We start from the raw sequence: 14,708 nt of genomic DNA on the forward strand, positions 1-14,708 counted from the left end.
TCAGCAACAGGACAGGCAAATCCGTTGATTTAGAAGGATTCGGTTACAGCTATTTACAAAGCATGACGAACTAGCGTGAGGGTTTCGATCATTACCGCTATAATCGCCGCCTTTTCATCGGGCTATACGATTCTGACATGAGCCAATCCAGCGACCTGATTCAATCGGCACAACGCACCATCCGTCTCGAAGTGGAAGCCGTACAAGGCTTGTTGCCCCATATCGACGCGGATTTCGTACGCGCTTGCGAGATGATTCTGGCCAGCAAAGGCCGTGTGGTCGTGCTGGGCATGGGCAAATCCGGGCACATCGGCAACAAGATTGCCGCCACCCTGGCCAGCACCGGCACCACGGCGTTCTTCGTGCACCCGGCTGAAGCCAGCCACGGCGACATGGGCATGATCACCCGCGACGACATCATCCTGGCGCTGTCGAACTCCGGCTCCACCAATGAAATCGTCACCCTGCTGCCGCTGATCAAGCGCCAGGGCATCCAGTTGATCAGCATGACCGGCAACCCGGATTCGCCGCTGGCCAAGGCCGCCGAGATCAATCTCAACGTACACGTGGAGCATGAAGCCTGCCCGCTGAACCTGGCGCCGACCTCCTCCACCACCGCCGCCCTGGTCATGGGCGACGCCCTGGCCGTGGCGCTGCTGGAAGCGCGCGGCTTTACCGCGGAAGACTTCGCCTTTTCCCATCCAGGTGGCGCACTTGGCCGCCGCCTGCTGCTGAAAGTGGAAACCGTCATGCACGCCGGCGCAGAATTGCCCCAGGTGCAACGCGGCACGCTGCTCAAGGACGCGCTGATGGAAATGACCCGCAAAGGCCTGGGCATGACCGCGATCGTGGAACCCAATGGCAAACTGGCCGGGATCTTCACTGACGGCGACTTGCGCCGCACCCTCGACCGGACCATCGACATCCACCACACGACCATTGATGAGGTCATGACCCTTCATGGCAAGACCGCACGGGCCGATATGCTGGCAGCCGAAGCCCTGAAAATCATGGAAGACCATCGAATCAACGCACTGGTAGTCGTCGACAAGGAAGACCGCCCGGTGGGCGCCTTCAACCTGTCCGACCTGCTGCGTGCCGGAGTAATGTGATGAGCGACGATCTGCTGCAACGCGGCAAGAACATCAAACTGGCGGTCTTTGACGTCGACGGCGTCCTCACCGACGGACGCCTGTACTTCCTCGAAGACGGCAGCGAATTCAAGACTTTCAGCACCCTCGATGGCCAAGGCATCAAGATGTTGATGGCAGCCGGCGTACAGACCGCTATCATCAGCGGCCGCAAGACCCCGGTGGTCGAACGTCGAGCGAAAAATCTCGGCATTCCACATCTGTATCAGGGTCGCGAAGACAAACTGGTGGTGCTCGACGAGCTGCTTGCCCAACTCAATCTAAGCTATGAACAGGTTGCCTACCTCGGTGACGACCTGCCAGACCTGCCGGTGATTCGCCGCGTCGGCCTGGGCATGGCGGTGGCCAATGCCGCCAGCTTCGTGCGCGAACACGCCCACGGCATCACCCTGGCCCGTGGCGGCGAAGGTGCCGCCCGCGAATTCTGCGAATTGATCCTGCGCGCCCAGGGCCGCCTCGATGCGGCCAACGCCGCGTACCTGTGAGCCATTTATGTTTATTTTGAGCAAAAAGTTTCGCAGATTTATGCTGTTCGGTTGCATCGCTGCGATATTTGCGGCGGTCGGCTACTGGAACATCAGCCCCGAACGCTTCCTCGACAAGCCGGTCGTCGCGGTCGATGAAAGTGCAATCGACTATTACGCCATTAACGCCCACAGCGTGCAGTACCTGCCCGACGGTGGCCTGCAGTACGACTTGACGTCCGACAAGGTCGAGCACCTCAAGGCGACCGACGTGTCGTTGCTGACCAATCCGGACCTGAACATGTACCGCGGCACCGATTTTCCATGGCACGTCACCAGTTTGCGCGGTGAAGTGAACGCGGACGGCACCCAGGTAGAACTGATCGATTCGGTGCGTATTGCACGCACCGATGAAAAGAACCGTAATTTGATCGTTACCAGCACCCGGATGACCGTGTTCCCGCAGCAGCAATATGCGCAGACCGATCAACCCGTTAGAATCGACGGCGCTGGTGGTGTGTCGACTGGCAACGGAATGAAAGCGTATTTGAAAGAAAGCAGAATACATCTGCTATCGAACGTAAGAGGACAGTATGAGGCTCGTTAAAACCCTCCCTATTTTGCTCAGTCTGGGCGCAGCACTGGGAAGCGTGAGCGCCTGGGCTCTGCCGAACGATCAAGAGCAGCCTATCCGTATTCAGGCCGACGATGCCCAACTGGACGACAAGAATGGCGTTGCCACCTATAAAGGTGACGTGATCATTACCCAGGGTTCGATGAAGGTCACCGGCAACACCGTGACCATCACCCGTACCCCGACCGGCGACATCGATGTGGTGACCTCGGTGGGCAATCTTGCTTACTTCGAGCAACTGCAGACCGCTGGTGACACCAAGCCTGTTCAGGGCTGGGGCGTGACCATCCAGTACCATGCCGCGCAAAACCGCGTTGTACTGATCGATAAGGCCAAAGTCGTCGACAAGGACAACAACACCACCCAGGGCGAGAAAATCGTCTACGACACGGTCAAGAAACTGGCGAGCGCCGGCCGTGCCACGGGTAGCAAGGTCACCGAGGCGCGTCCGCGCATCGACATGGTGATCCAGCCGAAGCCGAAAACCGACGAGAAAAAGGCCAAGTAATGGCAACTCTGAAAGCTCAGCATCTGGCCAAGAGCTACAAGAGCCGCCAGGTCGTGCGTGACGTCAGCCTGTCCATCGACAGCGGTCAGATCGTCGGCCTGCTGGGCCCGAACGGCGCCGGCAAGACCACGTGCTTCTACATGATCGTCGGCCTGGTGCAGGCCGATCAGGGTCGCGTACTGATCGACGACCTGGACGTCAGCCACCAGCCGATGCACGGTCGTGCGAAGGCCGGTATCGGCTATCTTCCGCAAGAAGCATCGATCTTCCGCAAGCTGTCGGTAGCCGACAACATCATGGCCATCCTCGAGACCCGCAAGGAACTCGACAAGGCGGGTCGTCGCAAGGAGCTGGAAAGCCTGCTGCAGGAATTCCACATCAGCCACATCCGTGACAACCTCGGCATGAGCCTGTCCGGTGGTGAACGCCGCCGGGTGGAAATTGCCCGGGCTTTGGCCACCAACCCGAAATTCATCCTGCTCGACGAACCTTTCGCCGGCGTGGACCCGATTTCGGTGGGCGACATCAAACAGATCATCCATCACCTCAAGGCCAAGGGCATTGGCGTGCTGATCACCGACCACAACGTCCGTGAAACCCTGGATATCTGCGAAACCGCCTACATCGTCAACGATGGCCAACTGATCGCCGAAGGTGACTCCGCCACCATCCTGGCCAACGAACTGGTCAAGGAAGTGTATCTGGGTCATGAGTTCCGCCTTTAAGCACTGAGGTGTCTGGCTGGTTGTCCGAGCGCTTGTCTCGATAAAAAATCAATAAGTTTTTATTGTTACAGCGCTCTAGGCAAACGATGCAGTTTCGGGCATATAATTTGCTTAAGTTTGGCGCTCCGGCGCCCTGTAGTGGATGGCGCATGCGCGCCGGCGAAATAAGGTGTTAAGCCCCTGCCATGAAACCATCGCTAGTCTTGAGAATGGGCCAGCAGCTGACGATGACACCTCAGCTGCAACAGGCCATCCGCCTGCTCCAATTGTCGACCCTGGACCTGCAACAGGAAATCCAGGAGGCCCTGGAGTCCAATCCGATGCTCGAACGCCAGGAAGAAGGCGACGACTTCGATAACGCCGATCCCTTGGCCGACAAAGCCGAACAGCAACCCAACGCCGATGTTTCAGAACCCTCCTACCAGGAAACCGCCCCGACGGTGGACAACCTCGAGGAAGGTGACTGGAACGAGCGCATTCCCAACGAACTGCCCGTCGACACCGCGTGGGAAGACGTCTACCAGACCAGCGCCAGCAGCCTGCCCAGCAACGATGACGACGAATGGGATTTCACCACTCGCACATCGGTCGGCGAAAGCCTGCAAAGCCACCTGCTCTGGCAACTGAACCTGGCGCCGATGTCCGACACCGATCGCCTGATTGCCGTGACCCTGATCGATTGCATCAACAATCAGGGTTACCTGGACGAAACCCTCGAGGAAATCCTCGAAGCCTTCGATCCGGAACTGGACATCGAACTGGACGAAATCGAAGCCGTCCTGCACCGCATCCAGCAATTCGAACCGGCTGGCATCGGCGCGCGCAACCTGGGCGAATGCCTGCTGCTGCAATTGCGCCAGCTGTCCGCCAAGACCCCTTGGCTGGCCGAGGCCAAGCGCCTGGTCAGCGATTACATCGACCTGCTCGGCAGCCGCGACTACAGCCAGTTGATGCGCCGCATGAAGCTCAAGGAAGATGAACTGCGCCAGGTGATCGAACTGGTCCAGAGCCTGAACCCGCGCCCAGGATCGCAGATCGAGTCCAGCGAAGCCGAATACGTCGTGCCCGACGTGATCGTGCGCAAGGACAACGAGCGCTGGCTGGTGGAGCTGAACCAGGAATCGGTGCCACGGCTGCGGGTCAACGCTCAGTACGCCGGTTTCGTACGCCGCGCCGACACCAGCGCCGACAACACCTTCATGCGCAACCAGTTGCAGGAAGCCCGCTGGTTCATCAAGAGCCTGCAAAGCCGCAACGAAACCCTGATGAAAGTGGCCACCCAGATCGTCGAACACCAGCGCGGCTTCCTGGAGTACGGCGACGAAGCCATGAAACCGCTGGTCCTGCATGACATCGCCGAAGCGGTGGGCATGCACGAGTCGACGATTTCACGGGTGACCACCCAAAAGTTCATGCATACCCCACGGGGTATATATGAGCTGAAATACTTTTTCTCCAGCCATGTCAGCACCTCCGAAGGCGGTGAATGCTCGTCCACAGCGATCCGCGCGATCATCAAAAAACTGGTTGCCGCGGAAAATCAGAAAAAGCCGTTGAGTGACAGCAAGATCGCTGGTTTACTGGAGGCACAAGGCATTCAGGTGGCTCGCCGCACCGTCGCCAAGTACCGCGAATCCCTGGGAATCGCGCCTTCGAGCGAACGCAAGCGGTTGATGTAAGCCACAGCACAGCGTTCCAGTGGTAGATCATCTGATCTACCGCTTTATGCACTTGCAACGAAGGAGAAGCTGTATGCAAGTCAACATCAGTGGACACCAACTGGAAGTGACCGAACCCCTGCGCGCCTACATCGGCGAAAAGCTCGAACGATTAGAGCGGCATTTCGACAAGATCACCAACGTGCAGGTCACGATGACGGTCGAGAAGCTGAAGCAGAAAATCGAAGCCACCCTGCATATTCCCGGCAATGAAGTGGTCGCCAACGCGGAACATACCGATATGTACGCGGCGATCGACGCATTGACCGACAAGCTGGATAAACAACTCAAAAAGCATAAGGAAAAGACCCAGAGCCTCCTCCAGGGCGCGACCGGTCGTTAACATCCCCAACCCATGATCCGACTTGAAAACATCCTGACCCCCGGCCGTTCCCTCGTGAACGTGCCGGGCGGCAGTAAAAAGAAAGCCCTCGAGCAAATTGCCAACCTGATCGCCCGGGAAGTGCCGGATCTGGAGATGCAAGATGTCTTCGAGGCTCTGATTGCCCGTGAAAAACTCGGTTCCACCGGTTTTGGCAACGGCATCGCTATCCCCCACTGTCGCCTGAAGGGCTGTACCTCGCCCATCAGCGCCCTGATGCACCTTGACGCACCTATCGATTTCGACGCCATCGACGGCGCCCCGGTGGACCTGCTGTTTGTACTGCTGGTCCCGGAAGCCGCCACTGATGCGCACCTGGAGTTGCTGCGCCAGATCGCCAGCATGCTTGACCGCAAGGAAGTCCGCGAGAAACTGCGCAGTGCCCCGAGCAACGAAGCCTTGTATCAGGTCGTCCTGAGCGAGCAAAACGGTCACTAATCATGCGCTTGATCATCGTCAGTGGCCGCTCCGGCTCAGGTAAAAGTACGGCGCTCAATGTCCTTGAGGACAACGGCTACTACTGCATCGACAACCTGCCCGCCGGCCTGCTGCCGGAACTGGCCGAACGCGCCCTGATTCATACCGAACTGGCACAACCACTGGTCGCCGTGTCCATCGACGCCCGCAACCTGCCCAGCCACTTGTCGCGCTTTCCCGAACTGCTTGAAGAAGTGCGCAGCCGGCATATCCAGTGCGATGTGTTGTATCTGGATGCCGATGAAGAAACCCTGCTCAAGCGTTTCTCGGAAACCCGCCGCCGGCACCCGCTGAGCAACGCCAACCGTTCACTGGCCGAGGCGATCAACGACGAGTCCCAACTGCTCGGGCCGATTGCGGACCTCGCCGACCTCAAGATCAATACCACCAACCTGAACCTGTACCAGTTGCGCGACACCATCAAGTTGCGCCTGCTGAACCAGCCGGAACCAGGCACCGCGTTCCTGGTGGAGTCTTTCGGGTTCAAGCGTGGCATGCCGGTGGACGCCGACGTGGTGTTCGACGTGCGCTGCCTGCCCAATCCTTACTGGAAGCCGGAACTGCGGGCGCAGTCCGGGCTCGATCAACCGGTGGCCGACTATCTGGCGGCACAGCCGGACGTCGAGGAGATGTTCCAGGACATCTACAACTATCTGTTCAAGTGGCTACCCCGTTTCGCCGCCAGCAACCGCGCCTACGTCACCATTGCCATTGGCTGTACCGGCGGTCATCACCGCTCCGTCTACCTGACCGAACGTCTGGGCCAGGCCCTGCAACAATCCCTGAAGAATGTCCAGGTTCGCCACCGCGACCTCAGCTAAAGGATTCACTACGCGATGCCTGCTCTGGAAATTGAAATCATCAACAAGCTGGGCCTGCATGCCCGCGCTTCTGCGAAATTCGTTGGTGTTGCCGGTGAGTTCAAGGATTGCACGATCCGGGTCGGACGCAATCCCGAGTCCATGGTCGACGGTAAAAGCATCATGGCCATGATGATGCTCGCTGCCGGCAAGGGCACCATCATTCACCTGAGTACCGAAGGTGAACAGGCCGACGAAGCCTTGCAGGCATTGGTGGCCCTGATCAACGACTACTTCGGCGAAGGTGGTTGAACATCAAAAGATCGCAGCCTTCGGCAGCTCCTTGCCGATCCTGGAGCTGCCGAAGGCTGCGATCTTTTTTACGCCAACGCCGTATCCATCACCATCATCAAGCAAAACCCCAGCAACAACCCCAGGCTAGCCAGTTTGTCGTGACCATTGCGCCGCGACTCCGGAATCACCTCATGGGTCACCACCAGCAGCATCGCCCCAGCCGCCAGCGCCAGTCCCAACGGCAACAGCAATTCCGCCAGGCTCACCAGCCACGCGCACAACAATGCGAAAACCGGCTCCACCAAGCCTGATGCCGCACCGATCAGGAACGCCTTGACCCGCGACATCCCCGCCCCGGCCAACACCAACGCAATCACCAGTCCCTCGGGCACATCCTGCAAGGCGATGCCCATGGCCAGGCTGTCGGCGTCAGGCATGCCGCCACCGGCCGAAACCCCGACCGCCATGCCTTCCGGAATGTTGTGGGCAATGATGGCGAACACGAACAGCCAGATTCGCGGCGCAATCACCGGGCGTTCCAAGGTGCCAACGAGCATTTCCGGACTGGCCCCGGAGACCTTGCGATCCACCAGAAACAATCCGAATGCGCCGAGCATGATGCCGAAACTGATCAGGCCGCTGGCCACCCAAGGCGTCAGCCCCAGGCTTTCGGCCGCAGAGATGCCCGGGACAATCAGCGAAAACGCGGTCGCCGCGAGCATCACCCCGGCACCGAAACCCAGCAAGGTATCGCTGAGCGCCTGGGGCATGCGCCGAATCACCAGCACCGGCACCGCCCCGAGCGCCGTGCCTAAGGCGCAAATTGCCCCACCTTGCAGGGCACGCAGCAACCTCGGCTCAAGTTCCAGCCACGCCAATCCCTGGGCAACCAACAACGTCATTCCCGCCAGCAGCAACAGCGATCCCAACGCGTAACGGAACATTCGTCCGCCGCCGATCGCCAGTGTTTCAGTGCCCATAGTCAGCCTTGGATTGTTTTTATAGAGGACTTAAACCAGCGCAGCCTGATAGCGCGCCGCGACTTCGGGCCAATTGATCACGTTGTAGAACGCGTTGATGTATTCCGGACGACGGTTCTGATAACGCAGGTAATAGGCGTGTTCCCAGACGTCGAGGCCGAGGATCGGCGTGTTGCCGTTCATCAACGGGCTGTCCTGGTTGCCGCTGCTTTCCACGATCAGGGTCTTTTGCGGCGTGACACTCAACCACGCCCAACCACTGCCGAAGCGGGTCAGCGCGGCTTTGGTGAAAGCTTCCTTGAAGCTGTCGAGGCCGCCCAACTGCTCATCGATGGCCGTGGCCAGCGCACCGTCCGGTTTGCCGCCGGCATTGGGCGCCATGACTTCCCAGAACAGCGAATGGTTGGCGTGGCCACCGCCCTGGTTGATCACCGCAGCGCGCAGTTTTTCCGGGAGTTGCTGGACGCCGGCCACCAGTTTTTCCACCGACCACTCGGCAAACTCGGTGCCTTCAACGGCCGCATTGAGGTTGTTGATGTAGGTCTGGTGGTGTTTGGTGTAGTGGATTTCCATGGTCTGCGCATCGATATGCGGTTCCAGGGCATCGTAAGCGTACGGCAAGACAGGCAAGGTAAAAGCCATTTCAATGGACTCCATGGTGAAGAGGGACAGGCGGGTGCCGCGTCGACGCCGCCTCCATGTGCAGCAAACGATGGGTGCGTGGGTATTCGCCGTGTTCGCTGATGAAATTCAGTAGTTCGACGTAGGTCTTGCTGCTCTGGCGCAACGCGGCTTCGCGCAGCGCCGGGGCCAGTCGCGAGTCTTGCATGGTCTGCAATAAGCGCTGATGGATCGCGCACAGGTACTCGGCGCTCTCCTCCGGCTGGTTCAGACGCAAATGCAAGTCCGCCAGGTTGTGGTGGGAAATCACGCAAGCGGCCACCGCTTCGTCGGCATCCGCCCAGCGCTCGAACAACACCTGGGCCAGCGCCAGTGCCTGCAAGTAAGCCTCGCGGGCATCGACGAACTCGCCCAGCATGAAATGGCGATTAGCCCTTTCGATCGTGCGTTTCCAGTGCTCCATGGTGTGCCTCCAAAGCAGTAGCGTGAGTTACACGCCGCCAGCGGTGAGCTTTTCTGGATTGAGCAAGTCTTCCAGTTGGCTGCGCGTCAGGTCGGTGTGTTCCAGGGCGACATCAATCACCGGACGGCCCTGCTGATACGCCTTCTTGGCGATCTCCGCGGCTTTTTGGTAACCGATGATCGGGTTGAGTGCAGTGACCAGGATCGGGTTGCGCGACAACGCTTCCTTGAGCCGGGCCTCGTTGACCTTGAAGCTGGCGATGGCCTTGTCGCCCAACAAACGGCTGGAATTGGCCAGCAACTCGATGCTGCTCAGCAGGTTCTGGGCGATGATCGGCAGCATCACGTTCAATTCGAAATTGCCCGACTGGCCGGCGATGGTGATCACAGAGTCGTTGCCGATCACTTGAGCGGCGACCATCGCCGTGGCTTCCGGGATCACCGGGTTGACCTTGCCCGGCATGATCGACGAGCCCGGCTGCAAGGCTTCGAGTTCGATTTCACCGAGGCCAGCGAGCGGGCCGGAGTTCATCCAACGCAGGTCGTTGGCAATTTTCATCAGCGACACGGCGGTGGCCTTGAGCTGCCCGGAGACTGCGACCGCGGTGTCCTGGGAGCCAATCAGCGCAAACAGGTCCTTGCCAGGCTGGAATTGCACTTGGGTCAATTTGCTCAATTGCTGACTGAACAGCGCCGCGAACTGCGGATGGGCGTTGATCCCCGTGCCCACCGCCGTGCCGCCCTGGGCCAGGGATTGCAGGCTCGGCAGCAGGTCTTGCAGGTGGCCGATATTGGCCTTGAGCTGTTGCGCCCAACCGTTGAGCACCTGGCTCATGCGCACCGGCATGGCGTCCATCAGGTGCGTGCGCCCGGTTTTGACGTGGTGATGAACCTGCTCGGCCTTGTGCTCGATCACTTGCACCAGGTGCAGCAGCGCCGGCAGCAATTGCTCGTGCAACGCCAATGCGGCGCTGACGTGAATGGTGGTCGGGATGATGTCGTTGCTACTCTGGCCGCAGTTGACGTGATCATTAGGATTCACCGGTTCGCCCAGCAAACGGCTGGCCAGGGTGGCAATCACTTCATTGGCGTTCATGTTGGAGCTGGTGCCGGAACCGGTCTGGAAAATATCCACCGGGAAGTGCTGCATGAAATCGCCTTCGAGCAGGCCTTGGGCCGCATCGACGATGGCTTTGCCCTGGGATTCGCTGATCTGCTTGAGCTCGACGTTGGCCCGGGCGGCGGCAGCTTTGGCCAGGATCAACGCGCGGATGAACTGCACCGGCATCGGTTGGCCACTGATCGGGAAGTTATCCACTGCACGCTGGGTTTGTGCGCCGTAGAGGGCGGCTTCCGGGACTTGAAGCTCGCCCATGCTGTCGCGTTCGATACGCGTATTACTCATCAGGAAATCCTTGCACCAGTTCTATGAGGGGAATCGAAGGCTGCAACTCGCAGGTCGCCAGTTGCCAGGTGTAGCTCTGCCAGCGCTTGAGGCGGCATTTGCACAGGGAGAGGCGTTCCAGTTCGCGCAATGGGCGCCAGGCCTGGTCGAGACAGAAGGTTCGCCAGTGCCACGGCAGCGCGACATCGGCGGCGGTGTCGAGCAACAAACGGAAAGAGGTTTCGGCGATGGTCCAGGGCGAGGTGGCCGTGCAACAGGCCAGATACCGGCCTTCGGCCAGGTAATGTTCGATCAGGCGCGGCTCATCGGGATCCATCGCGCAACGAATCTGGCGACTCATCCAGCGCCAGCTTTCGAGGTAAGGCTGCTCGTGCAAGGCAGAACTCATAATCCGGGCTCATTCGGTAATGAGATTTATTATTAGATGATAATGAGAACCAAAACAACCCCGGGATTATTTGCCACAGCCTCCGTAGGAGCAAAGCTTGCTCGGGATGACAATCTCGGGGACGCCATCGCGAGCAAGCTTTGCTCCTACAAGAGCCACAAAAAAAAACGCGCCACCCATGGGGTGGCGCGCCTGTTGTGTAACGGTCTGGGTTAACTACCCGCCACCGTCATCCGCTCAATCAACACCGAACCCGTGCGAATGTTGCTGCGCAGTTCCAGGTCATTACCCACCGCGACAATCTGTTTGAACATGTCGCGCATGTTGCCGGCGATGGTCACTTCCTGGACCGCGAACTGGATTTCGCCGTTCTCGACCCAGAAACCCGCCGCACCACGGGAATAATCGCCGGTGACCATGTTCAGGCCCTGGCCCATCAGCTCGGTAACCAGCAAGCCACGGCCCATGCGACGCAACAGCGCGGCCTGGTCTTCGTCGCCATGGGTGACGAACAGGTTGTGCACGCCGCCCGCGTTGGCGGTGCTCGGCATGCCCAGTTTGCGACCGGAATACGTGCCGAGGATGTACGACACCAGGACGCCATTTTCGACGAACGGTTTGGCATAGGTCGCCAAACCATCGCCATCGAACGCCGAACTGCCCATGGCCCGCATCAGGTGTGGACGCTCGTCGAGGGTCAGCCATTCCGGGAACAGCTTCTGCCCCAGAGTGCCTTCGAGGAACGACGATTTGCGGTACAGGCTGCCGCCGGACACCGCCGACAGGAAGCTGCCGAACAACCCGCCGGCCAGTTCCGCCGAAAACAGCACTGGCACTTCACAGGTCGGCACCGGACGTGCGCCCAAGCGGCTCGCAGCCCGTTGCGCGGCGCGCTGGCCGATGCTCACCGGGTCGGCCAGCAAGTTGCCCTGACGGTTCACGTCGTACCAGTAATCGCGCTGCATCTGGCCGTCGGCCTCGGCGATCATCACGCAGCTCAAGCTGTGCCGGGTCGACGCGTAGCCGCCGATAAAACCGTGGCTGTTGCCGTAGACGCGGCAGCCCTGGTGCGTGCTAAGGGTGGTGCCATCGGCATTCTTGATCCGGTTGTCGGTGGCAAACGCCGCCGCTTCACAGCTCAGGGCCATTTCGATGGCTTGCTCGGGGGTGATGTCCCACTCGTGGAACAGATCGAAATCCTGCAGATCCTTGGCCATCAGCGCGGCATCCGCCAGGCCCGAGGCTTCGTCTTCCGAGGTGTGCTTGGCAATGGCCAGCGCGGCGGCGACGGTTTCGCGGATCGCTTCCGGGCCGCTGGCCGAGGTGCTGGCCGAGCCTTTGCGCTGGCCGACGTACAAGGTGATGCCAAAGCCCTGATCACGATTGAATTCGACGGTTTCGACTTCCCGCTGACGCACCGACGTGGACAGTCCCTGCTCCAGCGACACCGCCACTTCACAGGCACTGGCACCCTGGCGCTTGGCTTCAGCGATGATCTGCTCGACTTGCTCTTGCAGTGCCGGCAACGCTTGTGGGCCGACGCTTTCAACTGCACTCATGCTGTTCTCCACTCAAATTCTGCTTTCGGTAAGGCCTTCGAGCGACCGGGCCGGACAAGCGGCCCCCGACTGGTTATCATGGCGGCGTTTCTTTGCGGACGGCCACCATGGTTGATTCTTACGACGACTCCCTCGATACGGGAGAAAAAAGCAAATCCCAGGTTAAACGCGAGCTGCATGCTCTGGTTGACCTCGGCGAACGCCTTACAACGCTCAAGCCTGACTTGCTGGCAAAACTGCCGTTGACCGACGCCATGCGCCGGGCCCTGGCCGATGCGCCCAAGCACACCGCGAATATCGCGCGTAAACGGCACCTGATGTTCATCGGCAAATTGATGCGCGATCAGGACACTGACGCCATTTTCAAGCTGCTCGATCAACTCGATGCCTCCACCCGGCAGTACAACGAACGTTTCCACGGCCTGGAACGCTGGCGCGATCGCTTGATCACGGGCGACGATGCAGTCCTGGAGAAGTTCGTGCTCGACTACCCGGAGGCTGATCGTCAACAGTTGCGCTCCCTGATCCGTCAGGCCCAGCACGAACTGGCGACCAACAAGCCACCGGCATCGAGCCGTAAAGTCTTCAAGTACATCCGTGAGCTGGACGAGACTCAACGCGGTCTGCGTTAAGTCCCGAATCGGGTGAACCGCCAAGCGGTTCACCCGAAGCTCCATCCATCAGGATCCTGTGCCACCCACAGTGATCGCATCGATTTTCAGCGTTGGCTGGCCGACACCCACCGGCACCGACTGCCCATCCTTCCCGCACGTCCCCACACCACTGTCCAGCGCCAGATCGTTACCGACCATCGACACTTTGCTCATGGCTTCCGGGCCGTTGCCGATCAACGTCGCGCCTTTGACCGGGGCCGTGATCTTGCCGTCTTCGATCAGATACGCCTCGCTGGTGGAGAACACGAATTTGCCGCTGGTGATGTCCACCTGGCCGCCGCCGAGGTTGGCGCAATAGATGCCGCGCTTGACCGATTTGATGATTTCTTCCGGGTCGCTTTCACCCGCCAGCATGTAGGTGTTGGTCATCCGTGGCATCGGCAGGTGCGCGTAGGATTCGCGACGACCGTTACCGGTACGGGCAACGCCCATCAGCCGTGCGTTGAGCTTGTCCTGCATATAGCCCTTGAGCACACCGTTTTCGATCAGCGTGGTGCACTCGGTCGGGGTGCCTTCGTCATCGACGCTCAACGAACCACGACGCCCGGCCAACGTGCCGTCATCGACGATGGTGCACAGCTTGGACGCAACCATCTCGCCCATGCGCCCGCTGTAAGCAGAACTGCCTTTACGGTTGAAGTCGCCTTCCAGACCATGACCGACCGCTTCGTGCAGCAGTACGCCGGACCAGCCCGAACCCAGCACCACCGGCAACGTGCCGGCCGGTGCCGGAATCGCTTCCAGGTTCACCAGCGCCTGACGCAAGGCTTCACGGGCATAACCCATGGCGCGGTCGTCGCTGAGGAAATAACGGTAATCAGTGCGACCGCCGCCGCCATGGCCACCGCGTTCGCGGCGCCCGTTCTGCTCGACGATCACGCTGACGTTGAAGCGCACCAACGGCCGCACATCCGCCGCCAGGCTGCCGTCGGTGGACGCGACAAGAATGCGCTCCCAAACCCCGGCCATGCTCACGGTGACTTGCTGGATACGCGGGTCGAGGGCGCGAGTCGCGACATCGATGCGCTTGAGCAGGTCGACTTTCTCGGCGCGGGTCAGCACTTCCAACGGGTTGTCCGGCCCGTACAACTGGGCGACATCCTGGGTGGTGAACGCTTGCACCGTGCCGTTCTGCCCGGCGCGGGAGATCGAACGGGCAGCACGGGCCGCTGCGCCGAGGGCTTCGAGGGTGATGGCATTGCTGTAGGCAAAACCGGTCTTCTCACCGGATTGCGCACGCACGCCGACACCCTGGTCGAGGTTGAAGCTGCCTTCCTTGACGATCCCGTCTTCCAGCGCCCAGGATTCGGAAATCTGGCCCTGGAAATACAGATCGGCAGCATCGATGCCCGGGCCGGCCAGATCGCCGAGCACACTTTGCAGGCTCTCGATCGTCACGCCGCCGGGCGCTAACAGGTGGTCACTGACTGAGGACAACAACTCGCTCATATGCTTTACGCCTTAAA

18 protein-coding genes are annotated in these 14,708 nt (G+C 60.0%); 11 read left to right on the forward strand and 7 right to left on the reverse strand.

Annotation, left to right across the window (positions count from 1 at the left end):
• Nucleotides 1–137: 137 nt before the first annotated feature.
• The 10 genes from FQ192_RS04795 to FQ192_RS04840 all read left to right on the forward strand — a co-directional run bounded on the left by FQ192_RS04795 (nucleotide 138) and on the right by FQ192_RS04840 (nucleotide 7,171).
• Nucleotides 138–1,112: a KpsF/GutQ family sugar-phosphate isomerase gene (locus FQ192_RS04795; protein ID WP_149657577.1), complete on the forward strand. Its 975-nt coding sequence runs from the start codon at nucleotides 138–140 to the stop codon at nucleotides 1,110–1,112.
• Complete coding sequence (locus tag FQ192_RS04800) at nucleotides 1,112–1,636, forward strand: HAD family hydrolase (RefSeq protein ID WP_149657578.1); 525 nt, start codon at nucleotides 1,112–1,114, stop codon at nucleotides 1,634–1,636. The genes FQ192_RS04795 and FQ192_RS04800 overlap by 1 nt, the downstream gene beginning before the upstream one ends.
• Before the next feature lie 13 nt (nucleotides 1,637–1,649).
• Nucleotides 1,650–2,222: an LPS export ABC transporter periplasmic protein LptC gene (lptC, locus tag FQ192_RS04805; RefSeq protein WP_149657742.1), complete on the forward strand. Its 573-nt coding sequence runs from the start codon at nucleotides 1,650–1,652 to the stop codon at nucleotides 2,220–2,222.
• A complete protein-coding gene (gene lptA / locus FQ192_RS04810; RefSeq protein WP_149657579.1) occupies nucleotides 2,209–2,757 on the forward strand; it encodes a lipopolysaccharide transport periplasmic protein LptA in 549 nt (182 codons plus the stop codon). The genes lptC and lptA overlap by 14 nt, the downstream gene beginning before the upstream one ends.
• Nucleotides 2,757–3,482 carry an LPS export ABC transporter ATP-binding protein gene (gene lptB, locus FQ192_RS04815; protein ID WP_054049904.1) on the forward strand — a complete coding sequence of 242 codons (726 nt, stop codon included), beginning with the start codon at nucleotides 2,757–2,759 and terminating at the stop codon, nucleotides 3,480–3,482. Before lptA ends, lptB begins: the two co-directional genes overlap by 1 nt.
• Before the next feature lie 185 nt (nucleotides 3,483–3,667).
• Complete coding sequence (locus FQ192_RS04820; RefSeq protein WP_149657580.1) at nucleotides 3,668–5,161, forward strand: RNA polymerase factor sigma-54; 1,494 nt, start codon at nucleotides 3,668–3,670, stop codon at nucleotides 5,159–5,161.
• Between the two features lie 73 nt (nucleotides 5,162–5,234).
• On the forward strand, nucleotides 5,235–5,543 hold the full coding sequence (hpf, locus tag FQ192_RS04825; RefSeq protein WP_149657581.1) for a ribosome hibernation-promoting factor, HPF/YfiA family: 309 nt from the start codon (nucleotides 5,235–5,237) through the stop codon (nucleotides 5,541–5,543).
• A gap of 12 nt (nucleotides 5,544–5,555) precedes the next feature.
• Nucleotides 5,556–6,020, forward strand: coding sequence for a PTS IIA-like nitrogen regulatory protein PtsN (ptsN, locus tag FQ192_RS04830; protein ID WP_149657582.1), 465 nt, complete (start codon nucleotides 5,556–5,558; stop codon nucleotides 6,018–6,020).
• A gap of 2 nt (nucleotides 6,021–6,022) precedes the next feature.
• Nucleotides 6,023–6,880, forward strand: coding sequence for an RNase adapter RapZ (gene rapZ / locus FQ192_RS04835; protein ID WP_149657583.1), 858 nt, complete (start codon nucleotides 6,023–6,025; stop codon nucleotides 6,878–6,880).
• A 15-nt stretch (nucleotides 6,881–6,895) separates the two neighbouring features.
• Nucleotides 6,896–7,171, forward strand: coding sequence for an HPr family phosphocarrier protein (locus FQ192_RS04840; protein ID WP_149657584.1), 276 nt, complete (start codon nucleotides 6,896–6,898; stop codon nucleotides 7,169–7,171).
• 68 nt (nucleotides 7,172–7,239) lie between these two features.
• Here FQ192_RS04840 and FQ192_RS04845 read toward each other — a convergent pair whose 3' ends face one another.
• The 6 genes from FQ192_RS04845 to pmbA all read right to left on the reverse strand — a co-directional run bounded on the left by FQ192_RS04845 (nucleotide 7,240) and on the right by pmbA (nucleotide 12,568).
• Nucleotides 7,240–8,133 (reverse strand): ZIP family metal transporter, encoded by an 894-nt coding sequence (locus tag FQ192_RS04845; RefSeq protein ID WP_149657585.1) that lies wholly within the window; start codon nucleotides 8,131–8,133, stop codon nucleotides 7,240–7,242.
• A gap of 30 nt (nucleotides 8,134–8,163) precedes the next feature.
• Nucleotides 8,164–8,775 (reverse strand): superoxide dismutase, encoded by a 612-nt coding sequence (locus FQ192_RS04850; protein WP_149657586.1) that lies wholly within the window; start codon nucleotides 8,773–8,775, stop codon nucleotides 8,164–8,166.
• Between the two features lies 1 nt (nucleotide 8,776).
• Nucleotides 8,777–9,217: a hypothetical protein gene (locus tag FQ192_RS04855; protein WP_149657587.1), complete on the reverse strand. Its 441-nt coding sequence runs from the start codon at nucleotides 9,215–9,217 to the stop codon at nucleotides 8,777–8,779.
• A 27-nt stretch (nucleotides 9,218–9,244) separates the two neighbouring features.
• Entirely contained in the window at nucleotides 9,245–10,621 is a 1,377-nt protein-coding gene (locus tag FQ192_RS04860) for an aspartate ammonia-lyase (RefSeq protein WP_149657588.1), read from the reverse strand.
• Nucleotides 10,614–11,009: a FagA protein gene (locus FQ192_RS04865; protein ID WP_149657589.1), complete on the reverse strand. Its 396-nt coding sequence runs from the start codon at nucleotides 11,007–11,009 to the stop codon at nucleotides 10,614–10,616. The genes FQ192_RS04860 and FQ192_RS04865 overlap by 8 nt, the downstream gene beginning before the upstream one ends.
• A gap of 212 nt (nucleotides 11,010–11,221) precedes the next feature.
• Entirely contained in the window at nucleotides 11,222–12,568 is a 1,347-nt protein-coding gene (gene pmbA, locus FQ192_RS04870; RefSeq protein ID WP_149657590.1) for a metalloprotease PmbA, read from the reverse strand.
• Nucleotides 12,569–12,675: 107 nt separating this feature from the next.
• On the opposite strand from pmbA, the gene yjgA reads away from it, so the two are divergent.
• A complete protein-coding gene (gene yjgA / locus FQ192_RS04875) occupies nucleotides 12,676–13,200 on the forward strand; it encodes a ribosome biogenesis factor YjgA (RefSeq protein ID WP_149657591.1) in 525 nt (174 codons plus the stop codon).
• Nucleotides 13,201–13,248: 48 nt separating this feature from the next.
• Here the strand turns inward: yjgA and tldD are convergent, their stop codons facing one another.
• A complete protein-coding gene (gene tldD, locus FQ192_RS04880; protein ID WP_123405271.1) occupies nucleotides 13,249–14,691 on the reverse strand; it encodes a metalloprotease TldD in 1,443 nt (480 codons plus the stop codon).
• Nucleotides 14,692–14,708: the final 17 nt, after the last annotated feature.

This window comes from Pseudomonas sp. ANT_J12 (genome assembly GCF_008370045.1).
In the GTDB taxonomy this organism is placed as follows: Bacteria; Pseudomonadota; Gammaproteobacteria; order Pseudomonadales; family Pseudomonadaceae; genus Aquipseudomonas.

Bases quoted from the DNA above. Each gene is read 5' to 3' on its own strand.
- FQ192_RS04795 (WP_149657577.1), top strand. From the start codon at position 138: ATGAGCCAATCCAGCGACCTGATTCAATCGGCACAACGCACCATCCGT.
- FQ192_RS04800 (WP_149657578.1), top strand. From the start codon at position 1,112: ATGAGCGACGATCTGCTGCAACGCGGCAAGAACATCAAACTGGCGGTC.
- lptA (WP_149657579.1), top strand. From the start codon at position 2,209: ATGAGGCTCGTTAAAACCCTCCCTATTTTGCTCAGTCTGGGCGCAGCA.
- lptB (WP_054049904.1), top strand. From the start codon at position 2,757: ATGGCAACTCTGAAAGCTCAGCATCTGGCCAAGAGCTACAAGAGCCGC.
- FQ192_RS04820 (WP_149657580.1), top strand. From the start codon at position 3,668: ATGAAACCATCGCTAGTCTTGAGAATGGGCCAGCAGCTGACGATGACA.
- hpf (WP_149657581.1), top strand. From the start codon at position 5,235: ATGCAAGTCAACATCAGTGGACACCAACTGGAAGTGACCGAACCCCTG.
- ptsN (WP_149657582.1), top strand. From the start codon at position 5,556: ATGATCCGACTTGAAAACATCCTGACCCCCGGCCGTTCCCTCGTGAAC.
- rapZ (WP_149657583.1), top strand. From the start codon at position 6,023: ATGCGCTTGATCATCGTCAGTGGCCGCTCCGGCTCAGGTAAAAGTACG.
- FQ192_RS04840 (WP_149657584.1), top strand. From the start codon at position 6,896: ATGCCTGCTCTGGAAATTGAAATCATCAACAAGCTGGGCCTGCATGCC.
- FQ192_RS04845 (WP_149657585.1), bottom strand. From the start codon at position 8,133: ATGGGCACTGAAACACTGGCGATCGGCGGCGGACGAATGTTCCGTTAC.
- FQ192_RS04850 (WP_149657586.1), bottom strand. From the start codon at position 8,775: ATGGCTTTTACCTTGCCTGTCTTGCCGTACGCTTACGATGCCCTGGAA.
- FQ192_RS04855 (WP_149657587.1), bottom strand. From the start codon at position 9,217: ATGGAGCACTGGAAACGCACGATCGAAAGGGCTAATCGCCATTTCATG.
- FQ192_RS04860 (WP_149657588.1), bottom strand. From the start codon at position 10,621: ATGAGTAATACGCGTATCGAACGCGACAGCATGGGCGAGCTTCAAGTC.
- FQ192_RS04865 (WP_149657589.1), bottom strand. From the start codon at position 11,009: ATGAGTTCTGCCTTGCACGAGCAGCCTTACCTCGAAAGCTGGCGCTGG.
- pmbA (WP_149657590.1), bottom strand. From the start codon at position 12,568: ATGAGTGCAGTTGAAAGCGTCGGCCCACAAGCGTTGCCGGCACTGCAA.
- yjgA (WP_149657591.1), top strand. From the start codon at position 12,676: ATGGTTGATTCTTACGACGACTCCCTCGATACGGGAGAAAAAAGCAAA.
- tldD (WP_123405271.1), bottom strand. From the start codon at position 14,691: ATGAGCGAGTTGTTGTCCTCAGTCAGTGACCACCTGTTAGCGCCCGGC.